Below are 22,456 nucleotides of genomic sequence, written 5' to 3' on the forward strand. Positions count from 1 at the left end.
CCCTTTTTATTTAACCGGATCGTATCCGCCTTTGTTAAAAGGATTACATCTTAATATTCTGTATACAGCTTTCATACTACCTTTTAGTACACCATATTTATATATTGCGTCTACTGCATATTGTGAGCAAGTAGGATAAAACCGACAGCTGTTTGGCAATATAGGTGACAGGAACCTCTTATAAGCTTTTATGATTGTTATCAATATTTTTTTCATGCTGCTGGCTAAATATGGTTGGTTACTTATAGGCAGACAAAACCTGGTTTAGGAATTGCTTTAATTGTTCATAGGTAGCAAAAGCTGACTCTTTTTTTGCTATTATTAAAAGGTCCAGGCCCTTTTGTTTTTGCCCTGTTTTCCTTAACACTTCTTTTATTATCCTTCTTATCCTGTTTCTAACTACAGAATTTCCAATATATTTGCCTGTACTTATTCCGGCCCTTAACATATCCAGGTCATTTTCAGCAATATAAACCTTTAGATACCTTCCATCGGTTCTTTGGCCCTGATGATAAATCCTATTAAAATCACTCTTTCTTTTAATAGTGGTAAAGGGCATTAAGCAGTTAACTTCTTTCTGCCTTTTCTTCTTCTGTTTGCAATAATCCTTCGGCCTGCCTTGGTCTTCATCCTAGCTCTAAAGCCATGTACCTTTTTTCTTTTTCTAACATTTGGCTGATATGTTCGTTTCATATTTTTTAATCCTTAAGCAATCTGTTTTCAATCAAGTTTAAAATTATACATTCTAATGCTGCTAATATCAAGCATCATCGGCTCCTCCGCAACCTTCAAACACTTGTTCTAGCATAAGAGCCTGATGAAAAGCTTTTTTCACATCTGTTTATAATATAGTGGAGTTTTTCAAAATCAAGTAAAATTTTTCGAAAAGTTTTCAACACCTGTGGAAAATAATGTTAATAACTCAAAAAAGGCCACTGTATGGGCTTCCAAGAAATCATAATTTCTGGTTGGTGTATGGTTTTAATGCTGAATTTTTCCTATATCTCTGTTAGTATTTTTAAAAAAAATATTGTTAATAACTCTACCAGTTGAAAAGATGTTGAAAAGATTGATTGATAAAAACATCCTAAATTTATATAATTCTGTTTGTTATTAGCAACATAATCCTATTTTTTATGTCAGACGAATCAGTTAACCCTAATAAAGAACCTGAGGTATTTATACCGGTCAGAATAGCTATATATGATAATTTGCGAAGCATACCCCGGGTAGTAGAGCTTAATTTTAACAGCATTAAAGATTTTATTAATGAGACCTCGCAAAAAACCTATACCCTTTCCCATGAAGTAGGGGGCCAGATTCCGTACACCATTATTAGGGAAATTATTGAAAATTTAATACATGCAGAATTTTGTGAAATTATTATAACCATAACCGATGCCGGAAACCATATTATAGTATCCGACCAGGGCCCGGGGCTGGAAGATAAGGAGAAAGCTTTTTTGCCGGGATTTACTTCTGCTACCCAGAAAATGAAAGAGTATATTAGGGGAGTAGGCTCTGGGTTGCCGATAGTAAAAGAAACCATTACCTTCTCGGGGGGGTCTATAGATATAACCGATAACCTAAAAAAGGGTACAGTAGTTTCTTTAAAGATAGACAACCGGCCCCAGCAACAGAACCAGGAAGCAGAACCCCTGCCGGCCTCTGAAGATAAAAGCCAAAAGGGTAAGGAATTTGAAAATATAGAGTTAAGCATAAGGCAGAAGCAAATATTATCCCTTATATTGGAGATGGATGAGGCCGGGCCTTCCAAGATTGCCAAAGAACTAAACTTCAGTCTTTCCACTTCTTATAGGGAATTAATAGGTTTGGAAAACCAAAAGCTTCTTACCTCCAGCAGCTCTGGAAAAAGAAGCTTATCTCCCCGCGGGGTTAAATACCTTGAATATTATTCAAATAGTTTTTAATATAGGCATATTATGTTAGATATTAATGATTCTTGGAAATTGGTTTTAGAAGACATTAAGGGCATTATAAATATGCCCACTTTTAAAACCTGGTTTGAAAACATTTATCCGGTATCTTTTAAAAAAAACTGTTTAACCATATCGGTTAACAGCCATTTTGCCAAGGAGTGGCTGGAAACCAGGTATGTAGAAATTCTTTCTAATTCAATTAAGAAAAATATTAACAAAGATTGTGTATTTAAAATAATAGTATCTCCGGGAGAAGAGCTGGTTTACTCTGATTCTGATTTAATGCCGCCAAACAAGCCCAAACAAAAAAAGACTAAGGCCGTCACCTCCAGGTTTAACCATAAATATACTTTTGATACTTTTGTAATCGGCAGTGGAAACAGGTTCTCCCATGCAGCTGCCCAGGCAGTTAGCGAAAACCCTGGCAAGGCTTATAACCCTTTGTTTATATACGGAGGGGTGGGCTTGGGAAAAACCCACCTGCTCCATGCTATTGGCCAATATATTATACAGCTCTATCCTGACCTTACCGTTACTTATGTTTCAGCTGAAAAATTTTTAAATGATTTCATTAACGCTTTAAGGGATAAGACAGTGCTTACTTTTAAAGAGCATTACCGCAACACTGATGTTCTGCTGGTAGATGATATTCAGTTTTTAGAAGAAAAGGAAGCCAGCCAGGAGGAGTTCTTTCATACCTTTAATGCCTTGCACGATACCAACCGCCAAATCGTTTTGTCCAGCGATAGGAAACCTAAAGATATTTCCACCCTGGAAGAAAGATTAAGATCCAGGTTTGAATGGGGTTTGGTAACCGATATCCAGCCTCCGGATTTTGAAACCCGTTTTGCTATTTTAAGAAAATATTCCGAAAGGGAAAAAATCGTAGTTTCTGACGACATACTAAGCCTGATTGCCAGCAAAATATCTTCCAATATCAGGGAGCTGGAAGGAGCTCTTACCAGGGTGGTAGCATACGCTTCCCTGACCAAATCCAAGCCCGATTTAGAAGCTGCCAAGAATGTTTTAAAAGACATACTTCCGGACAATATAAGCCAAAAGATAACCATACAACAAATTATTAAAGAAGTATCAAATCATTTCTCTATTCCAATTAACACCCTTACCGGTTCAAAAAGAAGCAAGTTTGTGTCCCAGGCCAGGCAGCTGGCTATGTATCTGTCCCGTGAGCTTACCAGCAATTCTTTGCCCAAGATAGGTAACGCTTTTGGAAACCGTGACCATGCCACTGTTATTTATGCTATCAGCAAAATATCTGACCTTATGAACAAAGACGAATCTGTATATAAACATATACAGCAGATCACCAATAATATTAAAAACAAACCATAATAGCTGGTGTTGATAACCTGTGCATAACTGGCTTTTTTTATCCACAACCTTTTTAAATATGGTGGATAACTTACCTTCTTTTTTTTTAAGTTTAAAACTCTGCTTTTTATCCACAGCTTTTAAAAATTTTTCCCACAGCCTCCTACCAGCTGCTGCCTTTAAAAAAGGCAGTTACCAACAGTTTGAACAGCACCTATAATTACTATTAGTTATTTAAATAATTAAGTATATATAATAGAATGGTTAATAAGTTAACCATTTACTTAAAAGAGGTTAAAAATGAAAATACAAACCACCAGAACTGATCTTCTAAACAGTATTATGTTTGCCAGCAGGGTAATTTCTTCTAAAAACACCAACTACATCTTAAGCGGTTTGATGATGGAAGCAGACCGGGAGTTAAGTGTTTACAGTACAGATTTGGAAACCAATATAAAAACCAGCATCAAGGCTAATATTCTTGAAAAGGGAAAATTAGTTGTTCCTTCCCGGATAATATTAAACATATTAAAAAACTTTCCTGAATCCAAAATCGAACTTGAATTCCAACCGGATACCAACCAATTGAAGATAACCTGCCAAAAAGCAGCTTTTAACCTCAACACCTTTCCCTTAGAAGAATTTCCCCAGTTTCCCCAAATAAAAAAGGAAAACTCTTTTTATATAGATATGAAAAATTTTAAAAAAATTGTTAATAAAACCCAAAGATCTATCTCTAATGACGAGGGCAGGGTAATACTGACCGGTGTATTATGTGAAATCAAGGATGATGTTTTCAGTATGGTATCCACTGACAGCTACCGTCTTTCGTTTGTGGAACAAAAACTAAAAGACCTAAACCAGCAAATTTCAGTAGTTATCCCTGGAAAAGTTTTAGAAAATATTGCCAAGAGTGAAACCAATGACGGGAAACTGGAAGTAAATATCGAAGCCAGCCAGATAAGCTTCGGCATAATGGATAAGAATGGTTTTAAGGCCACTATCGTCTCTAGGCTGCTCTCAGGAAAGTTCCCTGATTACAAGCAGCTAATCCCTAAGAATGTAAAACACAATATAGTGGTAGACCGTGAAAAATTACTGGAAGTGGTAAAAAGAATTTCCTCCATATCCCAGGACAATATACCCATAAGCCTGGAGCTGGCAGAAGGCAATATGAAAGTATTTATGGATATAAAGGAAGTGGGCAGCTCCAGCGAAGAGTTTAAAGTGCCTTATGGGGAAGAAAAAATTGAGATAGCTTTTAATCCCCAGTTTTTAATAGACGGCATTAACATGATCGAAGGAAAAAATATTATACTGGGAATAGAAGAATCGTTAAAACCGGTTCTCTTAAAACAGGAACAAGACCAAAGCCTTTTCTATTTACTTATGCCCATACGAATATCTTAACCCGGGTGATGTCATGGCCAGTCTAAATATTTCTATAATCGGTGCAGGCAGGGTGGGTTCCACCATGGCCTGTTTGCTAAAAGGCGGACCAAAAAGTAAAATCAAGGTAACCGCAGTATCCAGCAGGACGCATAATTCCATTGACCGGCTTAAGGCTATCATGGGTAATGACCAGGGACAGATATGCTTTACCCTGGATAATGTGGAAGCGGCCCGCAGGGGTAATTGTATATTAATCGCTACCCCCGATGATCAGGTAAAGAAGGTTTGCAGCCAGATATTTGATAAGATTAAACTGCAAAAAGAAAAATATGTTTTTTACTTCAGCGGGTCCAAACCCCTGGAGGTAGTTGAACCCGCCCGTAAAGCGGGGGCTTTTACAGGCTGCATGCATCCTATAAAATCATTTGCCTCCCCATCACAAGCGGCAAAAACCATGGCAGGCACAATATTTGGTTTAACTTTTACGGAGGCGGAAGCGGGAAGAGTATTAAAGGTATTGGTAGAAAAACTGCAGGGCAATTATATGGAAGTAAAAGACAGTAAAAAAACCCTGTACCATGCTGCCTGCTGTGTAGCTTCCAATTACCTGGTAGCATTATTGGACTATTCCTTATCCCTGGTAACCAGCATAGGTATTGAACCCGGCCTGGCAACCAAAGCCCTGTTATCCCTTTCTGCCGGCACTTTGGATAATATTGAAAAGCTGGGCACTAAAAAAGCCTTAACCGGGCCCATTGCCAGGGGGGATACGGGCACCATAGAAGAGCATTTGGAACAGATTGGCCAATGCGGATGTCAAAAAGACATTTACCTGGTGATGGGAAAGAAATCAGCAGACATTGCCTATGGCAATAAATGGCTGTCAGGAGAAAAATATAAATTATTAAATTCTATACTGGAGGATAGCCCGAACCATGAACTCAAAAAAGATAACCATTAGCACCTTACTGGAAATGAAAAAAAAGGGAGAAAAGATAACCATGCTAACCGCCTATGATTATCTGATGGCTTCCCAAATGGATGAATGCGGAATAGACCTCATCCTGGTAGGGGACTCAGTAGGCAATGTGTTGCTGGGATATCCAAATTCAATCCCGGTTACCATGGAAGAAATGATTCATCACTGTAAAGCAGCTAGAAGGGGAACCACTAATGCCTTGTTGATAGGAGACCTGCCATTTATGTCCTATCAGGTGAGCACAGAGGGTGCGGTAAAAAACGCAGGAAGGCTGGTAAAGGAAGCAGGAGTTGAAGCCGTAAAACTGGAAGGGGGACAAGAGGCAGTAGAAGCTATAGAAAAAATTGTGGCCGCCGGAATACCGGTAATGGGGCACCTGGGTCTTACTCCCCAATCCATAAACAAATTGGGAGGATATGGGGTTAGAGGAGAAGGGGAGGAGGAAGCTAAGCAGATTATAGCTGATGCCAAGGCCTTGGAGACCGCAGGTATATTTGCCCTGGTATTAGAAAAAGTTCCTGCCCGCCTAGCTAAAGAAATAACCGGTATGCTGTCTGTTCCCACTATTGGCATAGGGGCGGGAGTAGATTGTGACGGACAGGTGCTGGTAACCCATGATATGCTCGGCTTTTTTGAAAAGTTTAAGCCTAAATTCGCTAAAAGATATATGGACCTGGCTGGCCAGATGAAAAACTGTTACCGTCTTTATATAGAAGAAGTCAAACAAGAAAAGTTTCCAGGCCAGGAGCATAGCTATTAGAAATGAAAATTATTACCAGCATAAAAGAAGCACAGGCTATTGGCAGCAAAATAAGGGCTAGCCATAAAATTATTGGTTTTGTCCCCACCATGGGCTATCTGCACCGGGGGCACCTGAGTTTGATGAAACTGGCCCGGAAAAAATGTGACGTGCTGGTGGTAAGCATTTTTGTTAATCCTATACAGTTCGGCCCGTCTGAAGATTACAAAAAATATCCCCGCGATCTCCAACACGACTCTGCAATGGCCCAAGAAGCAAAGGTAGACTATCTTTTTTGCCCCAGGGCAAAAAACATGTATGGCCCCGGCTACAGTACTGTAGTAAACGTAAACGGGCTAGACCAAATAATGTGTGGTAAGCAACGGCCCGGGCATTTTAGCGGGGTATGCACGGTAGTGCTCAAGCTGTTTAATATAATTAAACCCCACCAAGCCTATTTTGGGCAAAAAGATTACCAGCAGCTGGCCATAATAAAAAGGATGGCCAGGGATCTAAATTTGGAGATAAAAATATTGGCTGGAAAAACAGTTAGGGAAAAAGACGGTTTGGCCATAAGTTCCAGAAATGTTTACCTTAACCGGGAGCAAAGGCAGAATGCTGCGGTACTTTATAAAAGTTTGCACCTGGCGGGAGGATTGATTCTAGACAGGCAACCGGTAGAAAAAGCCCGCAAAGAGGGAGTAGGCCTGTTAAAGTCCAACCGTTTTGTAACTGCCATAGACTATTTTGATATCAGGGACGCCCAAACCTTAAAACCGGTACTGGATACCAGCTTAAAAAATGATATACTTATCGCTGCAGCCATTCATATGGGTAAAACCAGGCTGATAGACAATATAATAATAAGAGGCAAGAAGTGAACATTACTATACTGAAAAGTAAAATACACCGGGCAGCGGTAACCGACGCTAATATACATTATGTGGGCAGTATTACCATTGACCGGGAACTTATGGAGCACGCCAACCTTATAGCTTATGAAAAAGTTCTGGTAGTAAGCCTGGATAGCGGGCAAAGGCTGGAAACCTATGTTATAGAAGGCCCTAAAGGCAGCAGAGGGGTTTGTTTAAATGGGGCGGCAGCCAGGAAAATCATAAAGGGTGACCGAATAATAATAATGTCTTTTGCTTCTATGGATATCCAAGAAGCTAAACACTTCAAACCTAAAATTGTAACCTTAAATCAGGATAACCAGATTATTGATGAAGAAAACCACGTAAAACAAGATGACCAATGCTAGATATGTATCCATACCCTTAATAATTTTGGCAGTTTTCTTTATTTGTTCCTGCAGCCAGCCAGAACCACAGCGAGACCTGGAATCTTTTAGAAATGACCAGACAGCCCTTTACTATTTTGACTACCATAATATTGGTCTGGAAAGTACTACTTCTATAGGCATAGATATAAGTAAGCTGAATTTGGACATGGACATGTATGGAACCCTGGCGCTGATGGGAGAGATTAAAAACAACTCTTCCTCCATCAAATCTGATCTGGTTTTTACCCTTGATTTTTTGGATAACCGGCAGCAGCCCCTTTTTTCTTTGGAATACCCCAGCCGGATAAAATATCTGCTTCCAAAAAACACCATGCCTTTTTGCCTGTACATAGACCAGAAGGATAAGTATATAGACATATCCAGGGTAAAAATCGGAACCAATTATAAGGATTTACACAGCCAGTTTAAAGGCAATCCGGTAGTGCAGCAGGAGAAGTACTATTATGAAGGCAATTACTTGATTATAGAGGGCCAGCTCATCAACCTGGGTTCAGTAAAGGTGGAGGACCTGCTCTTGTTTTGCACCTTCTATAACAGTAAACAACAGGTGGTATCCGTGAAGAAATGCTATCTGCCCCGCAGAGAACTGAATCCCCAAAGCAGGCAAAAATTTGAATTAAAGCTTCTGATGGATGCCTATCTACCTGATTTTACCCACCATGATTTTGCTGTCTTTTTTAAAGATGCCTTGGAAGAGGTTTATTAAAGCCAGTCCTTATGCTTAAAATACATAAACATCCCCAGGGCCACCAGCACCAGCACCGCTAGAATTATAATAAAGGCAAAAGCATGGTTTCCTAAAGGCAGGCCTACATTCATACCGTAAAGCCCGGTAACAAAAGTAAGCGGAAGAATTACTACTGAAAATATGGTAAGGATACGCATGATATCATTTATCTTATTGGACAGCAGGGACTGATGGGCATCATGTATGCCTTCTATTAATTCCTTATAGTTTTCCAAGGTATCCCATATCTTTTCAATATGGTCCACCAGATCGCTAAAATAAACTTCCAGCTCATCAATCAAAAACTCCATATCTTTAATCTCTAAAGTCTTAAGCAGTTTTCTCTGGGGGAAGATTATATTCCGGAAGGTCAGTATATTGGTTCTTATTCTCAATATATCCCTAACATTTTTATTGCTTACCTTTTTAAAAATCTGGTCTTCTACGCTCTGGATATTCCTGTATATCTTGTTAAGTATGGGAAAACTGTAATCAATTAAGGCATCAATTACCCGGTGCAGGAGATAACCGGAGCCCAGGGGCAAGGTATCATGTTTTTCAATAATGCTGGCCCAGGTATTCTGGATGGGCTTACAAAGGCCGTGGTGTACGGTTACCAGAAAATTTCTCCCGATGAAAATGTTGACTGTAAAAGGAACCAGTTTGCGGGTTTGCTTTATAAAGAAGGGTATATGCATTACTAAAAACATATAGTCGTCATACTCATCCAGCTTAGGTCTTTCGATCACTGACAGGCAGTCTTCTATATCCAGGGGGTGAAACTTAAAATCGTCCATTAAAAACTGCATTATATCCCGGTTAGGGTTCTCAATATCCACCCAAATTATATATTGCTGGTTATTGAGGTATGGTGCTATATCTTTAGGGGTAAGGTCTTGGGTTATTGATTTAGTATCCTTGTCAAAAACCATCAGTTTCATCGCATCACCCCTTATAATGTGGTAAGTGTTTAATATTATTATAAATTCATTTATTTTTTAAAAGGGCTTATGCCTTGCCAGCCTAGGAGGTTCAAGGTGAGAGCCTTTATAACTTAAAATGCTATTTTATATATAAAGATTTGTCAAAATATTTTACAAAACGGCTGCATTGATTATTGGACTAAAAAACTGCTGCAAATATTGATATTATATATGCATTAATAAATAAAAAAGGGGTTAAGGGTGAATATAGAGGATAATTATAATTTTGGCGGGTGGAAGAACTGCATTAGGATGTACAATGAGGAAGTGGAGCTGGTCTGCACTACCGAAGTAGGGCCCAGGGTGGTAAGATTTGGCTTTATAGGAGAACAAAACCTGTTTAAGGAATTTAAATCAGAACAGGGGAAAACAGGAGGTACGCAGTGGCGAAGCTATGGAGGACATAGACTATGGCACAGCCCCGAAGCCAAACCCAGGACCTACTATCCTGATAACGAGCCGGTAGATTACAGCCTGGAATCCAATACTGTTATTTTAACCCAAAAGACCGAGACCAGTACCGGCCTGCAGAAACAAATCGAAATTTCCTTTACGGATACCAACCGGGTCAAGGTGATACACCGAATAATAAATCATAACCTATGGGATATCCGTTTTGCTCCCTGGAGCTTAACTGTTATGAATGTTAAGGGCCGGGCAATAATTCCACAAGAACCCTATGTCAGCCTGGAAGAAAGGCTTACCCCGGTAAGACCCATGGCTTTATGGGGCTATACCGACATGTCGGATTCCAGGTGGATATGGGGAAAAAAATACATTCAATTAATCCAGGATCCCGGGCAGCCGGCTCAGCAGAAATTAGGGGTATTAAATAAACTGGGTTGGATAGCCTATGTGCTGGAAGGCCAGGTATTTATTAAACGTTACCCTTACCATGTCCAGGCCCTTTATCCGGATTATGGAGTAAATACTGAAATTTATACCGATGCTGATATTCTAGAGATGGAAACCCTGGGTTCATTCCAGGAAATAGCGCCCAGGAACTATGCGCATCATACTGAACATTGGGCCATATTTAAGGCAGAGGTGGGCACAGGCGAAGAGTCTATTGAGCAAAACCTGATTCCCTTAATCAACCCCAAAGCCTAAATATTGCAAAGGTTTTGGGTGTAAATATATCATGATCTATTTTTGGCAGACCATAATGATTTGGGGATAATTCATATAAATTTTTCCTTCAATCATCTGGGGAGAGAAACCAGTATTATTTTGGCCCAAATCTGCTTTTATCAGTTCCCTTATCTTCTGGTCATCGCCCGGGTTCGGAAAAGAGTTGGCTAATTGGTCTTCTATTTCCCGGGGCAGCTTATAGTATTTATTATCTATGTTTTTAAGCCCTGCTTCCTCTGCCAGGCTTAAAAATTGATCTGGAGTAAGGGCTTTGGTAGTGGAAGGATCCCTAAGTTTTTCCACCTGGTTATAGCCTTTCTGGCTTTCAGGAAGGGGGGCCACGTCTATTATGGAAACCCGCCCGCCATTTTTACATACCCGTTTCATCTCCACCATCCCCTTCAGGGGATAAAGTAAATGATGGAAGGAGTACCTGGTTATTACCACATCAAAACTGTTGTCAGGATAAGGCAAGTTGTACATATCTCCTACTGCCCAGTCAATATTTTCAATGCCCTGCTCCGATTGAAGCTGCTGGGCCCGCTCAATCATGGCAGGCACCTTATCTATCCCTGTAACCGCTTTGGCATGTTTAGCTATAGCTAAAGACATCATGCCGGGTCCGCAGGCTACGTCCAGCACTTTGTCCTGAGCTGTAATTTTAGAGGTATTGATAATAAGATTAAATATTGCTTGGTCTGAATGATCGGCTATGGTGGAAAAGGGAATAGCCTGTTTGGAGAACTGAGCCATTATTAGTTCGTCGTGATTAGCATCGTGGTTAGTCAATGTAACTCCTTCTAATAAATGGTTAATTATTATTCCAAACCAATATACTCCATTTGAGATTCTGGTACAAGGCTGGTATCCATAACTGGCGGAATATCTATCTGTGCTGTAAGCTTAAAAAAATTAAAAACAGCCACTGATGCAGCTTGAATCATTTTGGGTTTGGCATTATGCTTAAACAATACTGATAATTCATAACTGCCGGCTAAATTATTGCAAAACTAAGCTATTGCCGGTAAGAAAAAATGCAGGTTCCGGGCTTACCCTTTAAAGCCGGCCATAAATTAATATTGTAGCCAGTTTAATTTAAATATCAGAGGGATAATGATAACGAACTAAAATATTAAATATCTTATTACAGAAAGGATTTGAGGTGGAGTCACAGTCATATGTACTAGGTCTGGATTTTGGTACCGATTCAGTAAGGACAGTGGTGGTTAACGCCGTCAACGGGGAAGAAATTGCCACCAGTGTTTCCTATTTTAAGAGATGGAAGGAAGGCCGGTATTGCAATCCGGAAAAAAACCAGTTTAGGCAGCACCCCCAGGACCATATAGATGCTATGGTGCAATCGGTTAAAGAGGCACTGGCCCAGGTAGACAAATCCGTAGCCGGCCAGGTAGCAGGAATTGGTATAGACACTACCGGATCTACTCCCGGCCCCATAGATAAGGACGGACGGGTGCTGGCTTTCCGGGAAGAATTTAAGGATAACCCTAATGCCATGTTTGTATTGTGGAAAGACCACACGGCAGTAAAGGAAGCCCAGGAGATTAATCAGGCTGCCAAGGCATGGGAAGGACCTGATTATACCCAGTATGAAGGCGGCATATATTCCACCGAGTGGTTCTGGTCCAAGATACTCCATATATTAAGGGAGGATGAGAAGGTAAGAGAAGCTGCCTGGTCCTGGGTAGAGCATGCAGACTGGGTTCCCGCTCTGCTTACCGGGAATTTAGAACCGAAAAAAATCAAGAGGTCGCGCTGTGCAGCGGGGCATAAGGCCATGTGGCATGCAGACTGGCAAGGCCTGCCCCCTGAAGAATTTTTGGCTTCAGTGGATCCTTTGCTATCCAATTTAAGGGAAAGGCTTTATGAAGTGACCTATACCTCTGACACCAAAGCAGGCCAGCTGACTGCAGAGTGGGCTCAAAAATTGGGGCTGCCGGAAGGCATTGCAGTATCGGTAGGAGCCTTCGACGCCCATATGGGAGCGGTAGGGGCAGAGATAAGAGAGAAGACCTTTGTAAAAATACTGGGTACTTCCTGTTGTGATATAGCGGTTACTCCCAGGCAGGAAAAGGAAAAACTGGTGGCAGGAATATGCGGCCAGGTAGACGGCTCGGTAATACCATCAATGATTGGCCTGGAAGCAGGGCAGTCCTCTTTTGGTGATGTCTATGCCTGGTTCAGGGACATACTGCTGTGGCCCGCTAAAAATATCGGGGATATGGATGAGAACCAGATACAAAAATGGGCAGATAAAATAATACCGGAACTAGACCGCCAGGCGGAGCAAATTGAGCCTGAGCAGACTGGCCTGCTGGCTTTAGACTGGCTAAACGGCCGCAGGACGCCCTATGCGGACCAAACACTGAAAGGAGCCATCATTGGATTGACCCTGGGTACCACCGCCCCTAAAATATTCAGGGCTTTGGTGGAGGCTACCGCCTTAGGCGCAAAAGCTATTGTAGAAAGATTCAGGCAGGAGGGCATAGAAATTGAAGATGTAGTAGGAATCGGAGGAATAAGCCAGAAATCCCCTCTGGTTATGCAGACCCTGGCCGATGTGCTGGACATGCCGGTAAAGGTTGCCACTTCAGAACAAACAGTAGCCTTGGGAGCTGCCATGTTTGGGGCTATAGCAGCAGGAATTTATAAAGATGTGGCAGAAGCACAGAAAAATATGGGCAGCGGCTTTAGCGCTACCTATAAACCGGATGCGGGGAGAGCCAAATTTTACTTAAAACTGTACCAACAATACCAAAGGCTGGGTTCCAGCTTAGAAGATCAACTAAAGGAGCTTTAACATGCTGGAAAGGTTAAAACAAGAAGTATGCCAGGCCAATCTGGAACTGGTAAATCAGGGTCTGGTTATATATACTTTTGGCAATGTCTCTGCCATAGACCGCAGCCAGGGGCTGGTTTGCATAAAGCCCAGCGGGGTTGAGTATCAAGAAATGAAGCCCGAGGATATGGTTATATTGGATTTGGAGGGCAATAAGGTGGAAGGAAAACTAAATCCTTCTTCTGACACCAAAACCCATATTATGCTTTATAAAGGTTTCCCCCAAATAGGGGCAGTGGCCCATACCCATTCGGTTTTTGCCACTTCCTGGGCGCAGGCTCAAAAGCCCATACCCTGCCTGGGTACCACCCATGCAGATTATTTTTATGGCGGGGTGCCCTGCACGCCGGCTATGTCGGACCAACAGATACAAAAAGATTATGAACAGGAGACTGGGACCCTTATTTTGGAGACCTTTAAGCCATTGGATTATAGGGTCTGCCAGGGGGTGCTGGTGGCTAGCCACGGCCCCTTTACCTGGGGAAAAGATGCTGCCCAGGCGGTATATATGAGTACTATGCTGGAATGGGTAGCCAGATCCAGCCTTTATACCCTGATGTTAGACCCTGAACATAAAAATATCAGCAAAGCGCTATTGGACAAGCACTACCTGAGAAAACACGGCCGGGAGGCTTATTACGGGCAGCAATAGCAAGGCGCTTTAATTCAATTTTTTTCTATTATAGAATGATAAACGTATTTGTAATATAATTTTACCACTATGAGGACAGAAACAAATAAAAAGGTTGCCTGGATAATTATAGGGTTGATGGCATTGCTGTTGCCTTTAAGTTCCTGCCGGCTGCTGGAGCAGCCTGCTGAACAAACAGCCGCGCCCAGTCTGCCGGAGACAGAAACCATAGAAGCTCCTCTGCCGGTGGAAGGCTCCCTTGATGTAAAAATAGAAATATGGAACTATATAAATCCTAAGGAAAGGTTGACCCTGATCGATTCAGTAGAGGAGTTTATGGCTGAAAACCCGGGAGTGGCAGTAGAAACCAGGCATATTAGGAGCGAGGAAGAGCTGTTGGACCAGTTTGAAGCAGCCAGTTTGGCCGGTTCAGGGCCGGACTTGATTTTAACCGATTTGGTAAATGTGCAGAGACTGGCAGAAAACAAGGTAATTAAAGAGATAACAGATCTTGATTATCAGCAGTTTTTAAACGGCCTGTCCGAAATATCTGTTTATGAAGGCAAAAATTATGGAATCCCCTTCAGGGCGGAAGATTTTCTGGTGTTTTATTATAATCAGGATTATATCAATTCACCGCCTGGGGATTTTGAAGCACTATTGGAATACTGCCAGGAAGTCAATGATGAGCAGCAGCAGATTTATGGGTTCATGCTAAATGAAATGGAAGCTGACTGGATAATCCCTTTTATTGGAGGATATTCTGACTGGATTGTGGATTATGCCAATTATTCCCTAAGCTTGGACAGTGAAGGGACTATAAAAACCCTGGAGTTTTTATTAATGATTTATGATCAGCAGGAACCCCTCATTCCCAGGACAACCGGTTATGAAGAAATGAACGCCATGTTTAAAAGCGGAAATTTACACATGATTATAAACAGCATAACTGCTGCTGAAGAATATATATCTGAAAATCTAAATATTGGAGTTGCCAGGATACCGGAAGTTTATGGAGAAAATAGAAGGCCCACTCCCCTTATATGGGGGACAGGCTTTATGATAAATGCTAATTGTTACGGGCAAGAACTGGAAGCAACCCAAAGTTTCATAGATTTTATGCTTTCAGATCAGCAGCAGATAAAATGGACCAGGGACACAGGAACCTTTCCCGCTACCATAGCGGCCAAGGATGATGAATATATAAGGGATAACAGGATACTGGCCGACGCCTTTACTCAAGCCCAGCTATGCCGGGGCATTCCTCCTGATAGTATAATCAGGGCTATACGCGATTCCATTCGGATAAATTTGCCTAAAGTTTTAGAAGAGGAATTTCCAATAGAAGAGGCTGTAGCCAAGATACAGGAAGATGGAATAAGGTTAAGGTCAGGCAGCATTACTGTAGAACAGTTGATGGAGGAATCTTTGCAGCAATAAGGAGGAGTAATGGATAGGTATGAACAAGATGGAATAAAATCATTTTTTATTAAAGGGATAATCATAATTGCAGTAGCAGTAATTTTCCTTATTCTAGGGGGACTGTTTGCCCTGGGGGCAATATCGGTGGCTAATAATGTTTCCCCCGGCGAGCTTTTAAGGGGACAATTTTTTTCTTCCCCCTCTCAGGAAAGCGACCCTTCACCAGTGCCGGAAGAAGAGCAGCAAAAGCTGCCCGGACTTTCTGAGAAAAATACAGCAGAAATACCATCCCTGCAGGCAATAGATAAAGCTATCAGCGAAGTAGCTAAAAAAGTTACTCCATCGGTAGTAAATATAAGGGTCAGCGTTAAGCAGGAAGACATATTTGGTAATGAATATTATTCAGAGGGTTTGGGTTCAGGAGTAATTTATACCAATGACGGCTATATTATTACCAACAACCATGTGGCCGGGGATGCAGAAGAGCTTATGGTAAGGCTGGCTGATGGGTCAGAGCACCCGGCTGTTTTGGTAGGCTCGGATGCCAATACTGATGTAGCAGTAATAAAAATAGAAAAAGATAATCTGCCCGCTGCCGACTTTACCTCCATAGAAAACGTAGAGGTAGGAGAGATAGCCATAGCTATAGGCAGCCCCTTTGGACTGGAACAAACGGTTACCATGGGAGTGGTAAGCGCCAAGGGAAGAGACATATCTGTCTCCAGTGACACCCTGCCCATGGTAGACTTAATCCAGACTGATGCCTCCATCAACCAGGGAAACAGCGGAGGCCCCTTGGTTAATTCCTCGGGTCAAGTCATTGGAATTAACACCCTTATCTTTTCCACCTCCGGCGCCAGCGCCGGGGTAGGTTTTGCCATACCCAGCGATACTGCTACCAATATTGCCGGCCAGATAATAAAGTATGGGGAAGCAAGGATACCGTTCATTGGTATAGAGATGGGTGCCAACCCTACAGATATAGTGGGAGTATATGTAACCGGGGTGCTAAATGGTTACCCCGCCCAGGAAGCAGGGGTAAGAAGAGGAGACATAATTGTGGAGATAGCAGGCAGGGAAGTGACTACCACCTATGAGCTGCTGGCCCAAATTTTAAGGCATAATGTGGGGGAAACTATTAAAATAAGGCTTTACCGTAATGGCAGTCCCATGGAGCTGGAATTAACACTGGTTGAAGCTCCCAGTAATTAAATACAGGCCATTGGGAAATATATTGAAAACACCGGAAGAATCAAAAAAAAGGGAGACTCCTGAAAAAATACTGGTACTGAAATCAAAGCAGGGTGACAAGGCTGCTTTTGAGCAGTTAGTCAGAAAATACTCCCATTATGTATATACCACCTCCTTTTTTATGCTGAGAGACAGCCATGATGCTGAAGATGTAAGCCAGGAAGTTTTTGTCAAGGTTTACCTTTCCATAAAGGATTTCAGGGGGCTTTCCAGCTTTAAAACCTGGTTGAGGAAACTAACCGTAAATTCCTGCATAGATAAGATCAGGCTTAAATCCAAGACCAAGGATAAAAAGGTAAGCCTGGACAAAATGACCGAAGATTATGAAATCATATTTGAAAATTACCGGCAAAACCTGGAAAATGATTATTTTACCACCGAAACTTTAAAAGAGGTGCTAAAAATTATAGTAGATCTGGATGAAAATTATAGAATACCCCTAATATTGCGGGATCTACAGGATTACAGCTACCGGGAAATAGCCCAGCTTACCAATAAGCCCATAGGCACCGTAAAAACTAACATACACCGGGCCAGAAAAATGATTAAGGAAAAATTAAAAGAGAAAAAACCCTAATCCGGGGAGAGACTATGAACAATTTAAAAAAATACATCAAAATAGCCAAAGACGTAACCATCCAGCCGCAAGACAATACTGTCCAGGAAAAAATCTTGGAGAGGATATCCCAGGTAAGCCCTAAAGACCGGGAACTATTAGATGAAGACTTTATGGAGTATCTACGCCGGAACAATTCCAGATTGTACCTGTTTGCAGAAGGTGTAAGAAACAACCCTGTAAAATTTTTACTTTTGCTATCAGCATCCTTGTTGGTAATTTCTTTGATAATCTATGAAATTAAAAAGATATACCTATCTCCTTCTAAAGATAAGCCCCAGCAGTAACAAGAAGAATATAATTATCCAGAAATAGGGATTGACCAGTAAATCACGGATAGGTTCATAACCTATATTACCAAACAAGGCCAACAGTACCGACTGCAGCCAATCATAAAATTTTACAAATAATTCTGCAATATTTTCCTTTGAAAAAAAATCTTTAATTAAATCCATACTTGCCTATCTAAAAATATTTTAAATAAACCATAAAATTATTTAATATATTATACTAGAATACTATTATAATGTTTATTATTTTTAAAGCATAGCAAAGAAGGGATAGGACGCTTGGACTACTTTAAACTAAAGAAGAGAAAGGGCAATATCAAAACTGAAATAATTTCGGGCATAACCACCTTTATGACTATGGCCTATATTATCTTTGTCAATCCAGCTATTCTTTCCCAGGGAGGCCAAACAGGAATACCTTTTGAATCAGTGGCAATTGCTACCTGCCTGGGAGCAGGGGTAATGAGTATAGCCATGGGATTGATTACCAACACCCCTTTTGCCTTGGCTTCAAGCCTGGGTATTAATAGTGTAGTGATTCTTACCTTGATTTTAGGGTTAGGCCTAAATTTCCAGCAAGCCATGGGCATCATAATAATGGAAGGTATCTTAGCTGTTGTTCTGGTGCTTACCAGAATCAGGCAGATGATGGTAAATGCCATTCCTGGTGGATTGAAATATGCTATGGGGGCAGGAATAGGATTGTTCCTGGCTTTTATGGGAGCAAAACAGGGAGGCTTTATAACTTTAACCACCGATAACGGGTTAGCTTGGGGGGATTTTACTGCTGGGCATACCTGGTTGGCGGCATTGGGGTTGATACTTACATTATTGCTGGTAGCCTTTAAGGTCAAGGGAGGAATACTGCTGGGCATTGCAGGGACTGCTGCAATGGGTGTTATTTTTAAAATTATACCCCTGCCCCAACAGGTTTTCCAGGTTCCCCACCCCCAAAGTTTTTCTACCTTTTTTAAGGTAGACCTGGCTGGAGCGGTAGTAGAAAGCGGCATGATTAACATCATTGCCTTAACAATGGTATTTGCCCTGTTTATGGCTGATTTTTTTGGCAGCCTGGGCACAGTTATGGGAGTAGGCCAAAAAGCGGGGCTTATAGACGGAAAGGGAAACTTTCCCGGGCTGAAGAAGGTATTGTTAATAGATTCCCTGGGGACCATAGGGGGAGGATTATTGGGAACGGGCCCGGTAACCACTCATGCAGAAAGTGCTTCCGGAGTTTCTGAAGGGGGAAGGACTGGAATAATGCCTACGGTTACCGGCATACTTTTTTTGGTTTCCATATTCTTTATGCCCTTGATAGCCACAGTGGGGGGAGGGGTGTTAACTTCCCCGGGAATCTACAGGTACCCGGTTACCGCTCCTGCTTTAATCATAACCGGGTTCTTGATGATGGAAGCTATATCTAAAATAGATTTTAAGGATTTGGAAATAGGCATACCGGCATTGCTGACTATCATAATTATGCCTTTTACCTCTAATATTTCTTATGGTATTGGTTTTGGGTTTATAAGTTATACTATAATAAAACTGTTTAAGGGTAAGTTCAGGCAATTGCATCCTTTGATGATAATAACCAGTGTCCTGTTTGCAGCGGCCTTTACAGCTGAAAAACTAGCCCAGGGATTAACAGGGTTTTAACCCAACGGGGGCCGGGTAACTGCCCCGCTTTTATTTAGATATGATAAAACTGATAATTTTTGACATAGGAAAAGTTATTTTAGACTTTGACCACCATATTACCTGCCGGCACCTGGCAGAAAAATGCCATTACCTGCCAACAGAAATTTATAATATGGTGTTTGAAGGCCGCCTGTTTTACCAGTATGAAAAGGGCCGCATTACTTCCCGCTCTTTTTACGAACAGGTTAAAACCATGCTCTCTTTAAATATGGACTATAAACAATTTGCCCGGGCCTGGGGAGATATATTTTCCCTGATGCCCCAAATTGAACCATTAATGGAGAAACTGAAAGGCAAGGCCAGGTTGTTTGCCCTGTCCAATACAGATGAGCTTCACTTCCAATATCTATATAAGCAGTTCCCATTATTTAAACAATTTGAGCAGATAGTTCTTTCTTATGAAGTTAATGCACGCAAGCCCGAACCGGCAATTTATAGCCGGGCACTTGAGCTGGCCAGGGTACCGGCTGAAAATTCTTTGCTGGTAGATGACCTGGGGCAAAATGTTGAGGCCTTCCTCAATATGGGAGGGAAAGGATTGGTGTTTGAACATATTTCAGGACTTTACCAGGCCTTAAGGAAATACCAGTTGCTGTAAAACAGGCACTTTAAAATATAAACCGCCGGGCAGTAAAATTTAATCAGGTTTATAGGTATTCTTGGCATTGCTGTTAAGTATCTTGGAAGCAAACAAGACAGCCTGTTCGGGGCTAAAGTATCCCTGCATTACCCGGTCAGCCAAAACTGCAGCTACAGCCTTCCGGGCATTTTTTTGGGCACCGTAGCATCCTTCTACAAACATGTAGTCTCCCCCAAAAGCAAAAATTTTATTGGATGGTAGAATCTCGATAATGCGGTCCAGTATATCCATATAAAGTTTTATGGAAACCTCGGCCAGCCAGCATAGGTTAAAATAACAGTGGGGATACATTTTTATCATGGCAATAAGCTTATCGGTAAAGGGATAACCAGCGTGGAAAATATCAAATTTAGCCTGCCGGTACCGGATTATTACTGGAGTAAGATAAGAGGGATCTGAGTTCCTGATATCATTTAAATTGCTTTCCAGCAAGCCGGTATGTATTTGGACAGGTATATTTAACTCTATTGCCTTTACAATACAGTAATGGATCATGTAATCCTGGAACGGCTTGATAATGGCAGCGCTTAAACCGTCAACAAAAGACTCATAGCGGTTGAGTTTGAGTACCTTTATCAAGCTATTTTCAGCCTGGTGGGGTGTAACCAGTTCAAAATCAATTCTCCTAAAATAGGCAGCTCCTATTTTTAATCCGTAAAGCCTGTCTTTTCTCTGCTCCATTATGGAATCTACAATACCGGTAAAGTCTTTGAGGCTATGGATGTGCCGGTCATACTTAGCCTGGACCTGCTCCAATTTATCAGTGGTATTTATATCCAGCAGCAAGTCGGGCCTGAACACGGGAAGAAAATAGGGTGCATCAGGTTCAGTCTGGCTAATATGGTTGGCTTCCATGCCATCCAAATCGTTAAGCATAAATTCTATATTGGCTTTTTCTATAATGACTTGATGGTAGAAATTGGCCTGCTGGTTTTTATGCATGGCAGCTGTTACCTTTTTTACGGCCTCCAAGTTTATTTGCTCCACCCCATATAGGTCAGCCAAAGCGGAGAGCAGAGTGCGGCTGTATCCGGTATTTTCGATATGAGGCCAGTAAGGCTTAAACAGCTTCCATTTTTTTTCCAAATTAACATCCGGATCTAGAAGCAACTCAAACTGTGTCCGGTCCATGCCGGAAGAAATGAGATCGGTAGATGCATAGTGTTTGAACAGGTGAAAAAAATCAATCTTCTGCTGCCTTCTCTCATATTCATACATAAGATGCTCATGGGTATCAAATATCGGTATTTTATTTATCTCTGCTTCAATCTGCAGGGATAACTGTTTGCTTTGCATGGCTTACCTTTCTGTTTTCAGATGGCAAAAGCTGCGGATACCACATCCTTATTTTAGGTAATAGCCTTTAAAAAGTAAAAAAAAATACTAAAATACCTTATAATTTAATGAGACCTGTTTATCGCGGTTATAGTTGGAAATTTAGATTAACATAAACTATTTTACTGAAAGGATTTTAACCGGTGAGCGAAGAAAAGGTAATAAAAAGATCTGCAGAGCCACAAACCATAGATAGCTTGAAGCAGGGTTTCTGTGAGGCTGGAATAAAAGAGGGAATGGTGCTGCTGGTCCACAGTTCCCTTAGTTCCCTGGGCTGGGTTTGTGGAAGGGAACCTGCAGTAATCATGGCCTTAGAAAGCTTACTGGGTCCGGAAGGAACCCTGGTTATGCCCTCCCATTCTGGCGATCTTTCAGACCCCCGGCTATGGTCTTTGCCTCCTGTCCCCAAATCATGGTGGGCTCCTATTAAGGCAGCCATGCCGGCCTTTCAGCCTGATCTTACTCCCACCCGGGGAATGGGAAATATAGCTGAATGTTTCAGGAAGCAAAAGGGAGTAATAAGGAGCTGCCATCCCCATTATTCATTTTGTGCCTGGGGAAAACATGCCCTTGAGATAACCCGGAAACACAGCTTGGATTTTGGCTTGGGCCAGTATTCGCCCCTGGCCAGAATTTATGACCTAGAGGGATATGTTTTGCTGATAGGGGTAGGGCATGATAGCAATACTTCCCTGCACCTGGCAGAGTATAGGGCTAATTATCCCCACAAAAAGATTGTCAAATGTTGGGCTCCCATCATGATAGGGGGGCAAAGGGTAGAGAAAAGTTTTTATGATATCAATTTGGAATGCAATGACTTTAACCTGATTGGTAAGGAATATGAACAACAGCAAGAGTATGGTTGTGCTACCCTGGGTTTGGCCAGGATAAGGTTGTATAATCAAAAAAGCTTAGTAGATTTTGCAGAAAAATGGATGGAAAACAACCGTAGGCAGCCATCCTAATTGTGCAATTCATCCTCTTCCCTTAACAGCTGACTGGCAGCCTCTTTATCTTTGGAATCTATTAACAGGTATACCCCTCCTACCCATTGCTGGGATGGATACATCTGGCCGGCGTCGTCAGAGGATACATAGCTTTCAATGCCATTACTTTTTAAAAAGCTTTTAGCTACCTCAGCCTCTATGCGGGAACTGAAAATTTTAATGGTTTCTTTCATATTAACTACT

26 protein-coding genes are annotated in these 22,456 nt (G+C 41.5%); 18 read left to right on the forward strand and 8 right to left on the reverse strand.

The annotated features are described in order from the left end of the window. Window positions 1-6: 6 nt before the first annotated feature. From yidD to rpmH, 3 genes are read right to left on the reverse strand one after another with little or no spacing between them, the layout of a single operon-like run. Window positions 7-216, reverse strand: coding sequence for a membrane protein insertion efficiency factor YidD (gene yidD / locus PHN32_00765; protein MDD3776126.1), 210 nt, complete (start codon window positions 214-216; stop codon window positions 7-9). 22 nt (window positions 217-238) lie between these two features. Continuing rightward, window positions 239-559 (reverse strand): ribonuclease P protein component, encoded by a 321-nt coding sequence (gene rnpA, locus PHN32_00770; protein MDD3776127.1) that lies wholly within the window; start codon window positions 557-559, stop codon window positions 239-241. Next, a complete protein-coding gene (gene rpmH / locus PHN32_00775) occupies window positions 559-693 on the reverse strand; it encodes a 50S ribosomal protein L34 (GenBank protein ID MDD3776128.1) in 135 nt (44 codons plus the stop codon). The genes rnpA and rpmH overlap by 1 nt, the downstream gene beginning before the upstream one ends. A gap of 443 nt (window positions 694-1,136) precedes the next feature. Here rpmH and PHN32_00780 point away from each other — a divergent pair, with 443 nt between their 5' ends. From PHN32_00780 to PHN32_00815, 8 genes are all read left to right on the forward strand, one after another. Next, entirely contained in the window at window positions 1,137-1,931 is a 795-nt protein-coding gene (locus PHN32_00780) for an ATP-binding protein (protein ID MDD3776129.1), read from the forward strand. Between the two features lie 12 nt (window positions 1,932-1,943). Then, window positions 1,944-3,293 (forward strand): chromosomal replication initiator protein DnaA, encoded by a 1,350-nt coding sequence (gene dnaA / locus PHN32_00785; GenBank protein ID MDD3776130.1) that lies wholly within the window; start codon window positions 1,944-1,946, stop codon window positions 3,291-3,293. A gap of 279 nt (window positions 3,294-3,572) precedes the next feature. After that, window positions 3,573-4,682, forward strand: coding sequence for a DNA polymerase III subunit beta (gene dnaN, locus PHN32_00790; GenBank protein MDD3776131.1), 1,110 nt, complete (start codon window positions 3,573-3,575; stop codon window positions 4,680-4,682). Window positions 4,683-4,695: 13 nt separating this feature from the next. Beyond that, on the forward strand, window positions 4,696-5,625 hold the full coding sequence (locus tag PHN32_00795; protein MDD3776132.1) for a DUF2520 domain-containing protein: 930 nt from the start codon (window positions 4,696-4,698) through the stop codon (window positions 5,623-5,625). Next, window positions 5,600-6,403 carry a 3-methyl-2-oxobutanoate hydroxymethyltransferase gene (gene panB, locus PHN32_00800; GenBank protein MDD3776133.1) on the forward strand — a complete coding sequence of 268 codons (804 nt, stop codon included), beginning with the start codon at window positions 5,600-5,602 and terminating at the stop codon, window positions 6,401-6,403. The genes PHN32_00795 and panB overlap by 26 nt, the downstream gene beginning before the upstream one ends. 2 nt (window positions 6,404-6,405) lie before the next feature. Continuing rightward, on the forward strand, window positions 6,406-7,263 hold the full coding sequence (gene panC, locus PHN32_00805) for a pantoate--beta-alanine ligase (GenBank protein ID MDD3776134.1): 858 nt from the start codon (window positions 6,406-6,408) through the stop codon (window positions 7,261-7,263). After that, the gene (locus PHN32_00810; GenBank protein ID MDD3776135.1) at window positions 7,260-7,643 is read left to right on the forward strand and encodes an aspartate 1-decarboxylase; all 384 of its coding nucleotides are present in this window, start codon (window positions 7,260-7,262) and stop codon (window positions 7,641-7,643) included. The genes panC and PHN32_00810 overlap by 4 nt, the downstream gene beginning before the upstream one ends. Continuing rightward, window positions 7,630-8,391, forward strand: a complete 762-nt coding sequence (locus PHN32_00815) for a hypothetical protein (protein MDD3776136.1) — start codon at window positions 7,630-7,632, stop codon at window positions 8,389-8,391. Before PHN32_00810 ends, PHN32_00815 begins: the two co-directional genes overlap by 14 nt. Here the strand turns inward: PHN32_00815 and corA are convergent. Further along, window positions 8,388-9,353 carry a magnesium/cobalt transporter CorA gene (gene corA, locus PHN32_00820; protein ID MDD3776137.1) on the reverse strand — a complete coding sequence of 322 codons (966 nt, stop codon included), beginning with the start codon at window positions 9,351-9,353 and terminating at the stop codon, window positions 8,388-8,390. The two genes, PHN32_00815 and corA, sit on opposite strands and share 4 nt — an antisense overlap. Window positions 9,354-9,596: 243 nt before the next feature. Between corA and PHN32_00825 the strand changes: the two genes are divergently transcribed. Then, a complete protein-coding gene (locus tag PHN32_00825; protein MDD3776138.1) occupies window positions 9,597-10,505 on the forward strand; it encodes a hypothetical protein in 909 nt (302 codons plus the stop codon). A gap of 36 nt (window positions 10,506-10,541) precedes the next feature. Here the strand turns inward: PHN32_00825 and PHN32_00830 are convergent, their stop codons facing one another. Then, on the reverse strand, window positions 10,542-11,315 hold the full coding sequence (locus PHN32_00830; GenBank protein MDD3776139.1) for a class I SAM-dependent methyltransferase: 774 nt from the start codon (window positions 11,313-11,315) through the stop codon (window positions 10,542-10,544). A gap of 373 nt (window positions 11,316-11,688) precedes the next feature. On the opposite strand from PHN32_00830, the gene PHN32_00835 reads away from it, so the two are divergent. The 6 genes from PHN32_00835 to PHN32_00860 all read left to right on the forward strand — a co-directional run bounded on the left by PHN32_00835 (window position 11,689) and on the right by PHN32_00860 (window position 17,590). Continuing rightward, window positions 11,689-13,344: a ribulokinase gene (locus PHN32_00835; GenBank protein MDD3776140.1), complete on the forward strand. Its 1,656-nt coding sequence runs from the start codon at window positions 11,689-11,691 to the stop codon at window positions 13,342-13,344. A gap of 1 nt (window position 13,345) precedes the next feature. Continuing rightward, complete coding sequence (locus PHN32_00840; protein MDD3776141.1) at window positions 13,346-14,035, forward strand: L-ribulose-5-phosphate 4-epimerase; 690 nt, start codon at window positions 13,346-13,348, stop codon at window positions 14,033-14,035. A 69-nt stretch (window positions 14,036-14,104) separates the two neighbouring features. Further along, on the forward strand, window positions 14,105-15,454 hold the full coding sequence (locus tag PHN32_00845; protein MDD3776142.1) for an extracellular solute-binding protein: 1,350 nt from the start codon (window positions 14,105-14,107) through the stop codon (window positions 15,452-15,454). 9 nt (window positions 15,455-15,463) lie between these two features. Continuing rightward, the gene (locus PHN32_00850) at window positions 15,464-16,648 is read left to right on the forward strand and encodes a trypsin-like peptidase domain-containing protein (protein MDD3776143.1); all 1,185 of its coding nucleotides are present in this window, start codon (window positions 15,464-15,466) and stop codon (window positions 16,646-16,648) included. Between the two features lie 22 nt (window positions 16,649-16,670). After that, window positions 16,671-17,264: an RNA polymerase sigma factor gene (locus tag PHN32_00855; GenBank protein MDD3776144.1), complete on the forward strand. Its 594-nt coding sequence runs from the start codon at window positions 16,671-16,673 to the stop codon at window positions 17,262-17,264. Between the two features lie 14 nt (window positions 17,265-17,278). Then, the gene (locus tag PHN32_00860) at window positions 17,279-17,590 is read left to right on the forward strand and encodes a hypothetical protein (GenBank protein MDD3776145.1); all 312 of its coding nucleotides are present in this window, start codon (window positions 17,279-17,281) and stop codon (window positions 17,588-17,590) included. On the opposite strand, the gene PHN32_00865 is transcribed toward PHN32_00860, so the two are convergent. Further along, entirely contained in the window at window positions 17,558-17,758 is a 201-nt protein-coding gene (locus PHN32_00865; GenBank protein ID MDD3776146.1) for a hypothetical protein, read from the reverse strand. The genes PHN32_00860 and PHN32_00865 overlap by 33 nt on opposite strands. Window positions 17,759-17,872: 114 nt before the next feature. On the opposite strand from PHN32_00865, the gene PHN32_00870 reads away from it, so the two are divergent. Beyond that, entirely contained in the window at window positions 17,873-19,249 is a 1,377-nt protein-coding gene (locus PHN32_00870) for an NCS2 family permease (GenBank protein ID MDD3776147.1), read from the forward strand. A 40-nt stretch (window positions 19,250-19,289) separates the two neighbouring features. Next, window positions 19,290-19,889, forward strand: a complete 600-nt coding sequence (locus PHN32_00875; GenBank protein ID MDD3776148.1) for an HAD-IA family hydrolase — start codon at window positions 19,290-19,292, stop codon at window positions 19,887-19,889. 39 nt (window positions 19,890-19,928) lie between these two features. On the opposite strand, the gene PHN32_00880 is transcribed toward PHN32_00875, so the two are convergent. Then, window positions 19,929-21,227, reverse strand: a complete 1,299-nt coding sequence (locus tag PHN32_00880) for an amidohydrolase family protein (protein ID MDD3776149.1) — start codon at window positions 21,225-21,227, stop codon at window positions 19,929-19,931. A gap of 182 nt (window positions 21,228-21,409) precedes the next feature. Between PHN32_00880 and PHN32_00885 the strand changes: the two genes are divergently transcribed. After that, a complete protein-coding gene (locus PHN32_00885) occupies window positions 21,410-22,231 on the forward strand; it encodes an AAC(3) family N-acetyltransferase (GenBank protein MDD3776150.1) in 822 nt (273 codons plus the stop codon). Here PHN32_00885 and PHN32_00890 read toward each other — a convergent pair. Next, window positions 22,228-22,456 (reverse strand): DUF2007 domain-containing protein (locus tag PHN32_00890; GenBank protein MDD3776151.1); only part of this gene is annotated, 229 nt, incomplete at its 5' end. The genes PHN32_00885 and PHN32_00890 overlap by 4 nt on opposite strands.

The organism is Actinomycetota bacterium (assembly GCA_028698215.1).
GTDB lineage: Bacteria > Actinomycetota > Humimicrobiia > Humimicrobiales > Humimicrobiaceae > Halolacustris.

Excerpts from the sequence above, each read along its gene's own strand:
- PHN32_00880 (MDD3776149.1), bottom strand. The coding sequence starts at position 21,227 with ATGCAAAGCAAACAGTTATCCCTGCAGATTGAAGCAGAGATAAATAAA.
- PHN32_00780 (MDD3776129.1), top strand. The coding sequence starts at position 1,137 with ATGTCAGACGAATCAGTTAACCCTAATAAAGAACCTGAGGTATTTATA.
- PHN32_00845 (MDD3776142.1), top strand. The coding sequence starts at position 14,105 with ATGAGGACAGAAACAAATAAAAAGGTTGCCTGGATAATTATAGGGTTG.
- dnaN (MDD3776131.1), top strand. The coding sequence starts at position 3,573 with ATGAAAATACAAACCACCAGAACTGATCTTCTAAACAGTATTATGTTT.
- corA (MDD3776137.1), bottom strand. The coding sequence starts at position 9,353 with ATGAAACTGATGGTTTTTGACAAGGATACTAAATCAATAACCCAAGAC.
- panB (MDD3776133.1), top strand. The coding sequence starts at position 5,600 with ATGAACTCAAAAAAGATAACCATTAGCACCTTACTGGAAATGAAAAAA.
- PHN32_00815 (MDD3776136.1), top strand. The coding sequence starts at position 7,630 with ATGACCAATGCTAGATATGTATCCATACCCTTAATAATTTTGGCAGTT.
- PHN32_00840 (MDD3776141.1), top strand. The coding sequence starts at position 13,346 with ATGCTGGAAAGGTTAAAACAAGAAGTATGCCAGGCCAATCTGGAACTG.
- dnaA (MDD3776130.1), top strand. The coding sequence starts at position 1,944 with ATGTTAGATATTAATGATTCTTGGAAATTGGTTTTAGAAGACATTAAG.
- rpmH (MDD3776128.1), bottom strand. The coding sequence starts at position 693 with ATGAAACGAACATATCAGCCAAATGTTAGAAAAAGAAAAAAGGTACAT.
- panC (MDD3776134.1), top strand. The coding sequence starts at position 6,406 with ATGAAAATTATTACCAGCATAAAAGAAGCACAGGCTATTGGCAGCAAA.
- yidD (MDD3776126.1), bottom strand. The coding sequence starts at position 216 with ATGAAAAAAATATTGATAACAATCATAAAAGCTTATAAGAGGTTCCTG.
- PHN32_00795 (MDD3776132.1), top strand. The coding sequence starts at position 4,696 with ATGGCCAGTCTAAATATTTCTATAATCGGTGCAGGCAGGGTGGGTTCC.
- PHN32_00875 (MDD3776148.1), top strand. The coding sequence starts at position 19,290 with ATGATAAAACTGATAATTTTTGACATAGGAAAAGTTATTTTAGACTTT.
- rnpA (MDD3776127.1), bottom strand. The coding sequence starts at position 559 with ATGCCCTTTACCACTATTAAAAGAAAGAGTGATTTTAATAGGATTTAT.
- PHN32_00865 (MDD3776146.1), bottom strand. The coding sequence starts at position 17,758 with ATGGATTTAATTAAAGATTTTTTTTCAAAGGAAAATATTGCAGAATTA.
- PHN32_00860 (MDD3776145.1), top strand. The coding sequence starts at position 17,279 with ATGAACAATTTAAAAAAATACATCAAAATAGCCAAAGACGTAACCATC.
- PHN32_00850 (MDD3776143.1), top strand. The coding sequence starts at position 15,464 with ATGGATAGGTATGAACAAGATGGAATAAAATCATTTTTTATTAAAGGG.